Origin of the sequence: Stenotrophomonas sp. SMYL20, assembly GCF_036320045.1 — a bacterium.
Taxonomy (GTDB): Bacteria; Pseudomonadota; Gammaproteobacteria; order Xanthomonadales; family Xanthomonadaceae; genus Stenotrophomonas; species Stenotrophomonas maltophilia_A.
The window spans coordinates 1-1,752 of record NZ_JAWIRT010000053.1 but is presented as its reverse complement, the minus strand read 5'-3'; the positions used below and the strand labels follow the sequence as shown (position 1 = coordinate 1,752).

Genomic DNA, 1,752 nt, shown 5'->3' with positions numbered 1-1,752 from the left:
TAGTCGGCCCAAACGCGGCATCGCCCCAGAACCTCCCGGACCGGGCTCCCGAGCCGCGCGGTGTTCGCCCGCGCCGTGTCGAGACTGAGGCTGTCGCCCTGCCCGTTCCGACTGCCAGGCAGGTTGTTGGCCATGTAGATGGCATACGCAGCCACCACCGCAACCACAACCCAATAGATCACTGCGGCAATGCCCTCGTAATGAGGGACCGGGTAGATGCGCACGTCGCTGCCGTTGTCGATCCAGGCGCTTGCCCACGCCTCTGGAGCAACCTGCGCGCCGTCCACCTCCAGCTCAATCGGCTGCTCACCCTCTCCGGTGTAGCCACGCACGTTCGCCCGCAGCCAGCCATCCACCGTCATCCGGCCATGCTGGTGGGTTTCCAGTGCTTCACCTGGCATGCGGGAAGGGAACACACGGATCACGCGTAGTACTCCACACGGTTGAAGCGGCGCTCGAAGCGCGCCACAGGCAGGACCGTCACGTTGCGGCCGTCGTTGCATTCCAACGTGCACATGCGGCCGTCTACCTCCACCAGCACTGCGACGTGGGTCACCATGCTGCCCTCGTAGCAGAACGCCACGGCGCCCTCTACCAGGTCGCTACCGGCGTGCTGCAGAACCGCCTGCTGAGCCAGCTCGGGCAGATCGTCTCGGGTGGCGCCCAGGTGTTCATCCCACGCCGGCAACCCAAGATCCCGCCGCACCTCATTGACCACGCCATAGCAGTCAAGCTCGGGAAACACGCGGCCGCCGCTGACCCAGACCACGTCCAGGTACTTTTCAAGGTCGATCGTCATGAGATGTAGCGCAGCCCTGGGTGCTTGGAGAGGTTGAAGCGGTCGCGCGGCCAGGCCGTGTCGAGGATATTCATGAATCCGGCTGTGATCTGGACCTCGGTGGCCGACCACTGGCCACCTTTGATGACCATCGAGAGCGGGCGCTTGATGGGTGCCAGCAGATCGCTGCTCAGGTAGACCCGCAGGGTTACCGTCATCTCCTGCCGCGCGGCCAGCGCGGCGCGGATCTTGGTGCTCACCACGCCATCGATGTTGGTCAGGGCGAACCGCAGATCCTGCACGCCGTCGGCGTTGCGCGCCGGCTTGGCCACGTCCATACCGCAGGCCTTGAAGGTCACCGTCTGGCCAGTTTCCAGCGCTGCAGTCAGGTCCTCCCACCCCTTGGTCAGGTAGTGGGTCTCGCCACCGACGGTGATGGCCAGAGTTTCGTGTTCGATCTCGCTGCCCCCGGACGCGTACAGCCGTTCAAGAATGCTCATGGCTGGGGCCACTCCCTGTTTGCGGCCAGGTCGATCACATTGGCCTGCAGGAAGCCTTCCGGGTACTCAGACCAACCTTCAGCCAGCAGAGGCCGGAGGTACAGTTCCAGCTGCGCGGTGAACATCCACAGGTTGCTGTTGGTCAACGTCGGACCGTCGTAAATGTCGGTGAATCGCGCCTTGTAGTAGTCCATGCCCAACGGGCTGCGAAGGCGGCAGGCAAACCAGGCCACGCCATCGAAAAGCTGCTCCTGGAACCACTTCTCGAACAGGGCAGCCTGCTGGTCATTCAACAGCCATCGCACCTCGGTCTGGCTCGGGGTCGCGGTGTAGGCCCGCCGCGGCAGGGATCGCCCGCTCACGAAGGTGGACCGCGTCTGCGGGGATACATGGCGCAGCCCATAGCCCTCGCGCAGCGGTTCGGGCAACCACTTCGGCTGCATGATCAGCGCCATTACCCGACCTTCCTTCTGA

General features: G+C 64.3%; 4 protein-coding genes. All 4 read right to left on the bottom strand.

All coding sequences use genetic code 11. From position 1 onward, the window contains the following. A partial coding sequence (locus V3B48_RS21280; RefSeq protein WP_329894410.1) for a hypothetical protein occupies positions 1-425 on the bottom strand: 425 nt, incomplete at its 3' end. Next, a complete protein-coding gene (locus V3B48_RS21275) occupies positions 422-799 on the bottom strand; it encodes a nitrite transporter (protein ID WP_329810717.1) in 378 nt (125 codons plus the stop codon). The genes V3B48_RS21280 and V3B48_RS21275, both read right to left, overlap by 4 nt. Then, positions 796-1,278: a DUF1833 family protein gene (locus tag V3B48_RS21270; protein ID WP_329894409.1), complete on the bottom strand. Its 483-nt coding sequence runs from the start codon at positions 1,276-1,278 to the stop codon at positions 796-798. The genes V3B48_RS21275 and V3B48_RS21270 overlap by 4 nt, the downstream gene beginning before the upstream one ends. After that, on the bottom strand, positions 1,275-1,752 hold a 478-nt coding region (locus tag V3B48_RS21265), incomplete at its 5' end, for a hypothetical protein (RefSeq protein WP_329894408.1). The genes V3B48_RS21270 and V3B48_RS21265, both read right to left, overlap by 4 nt.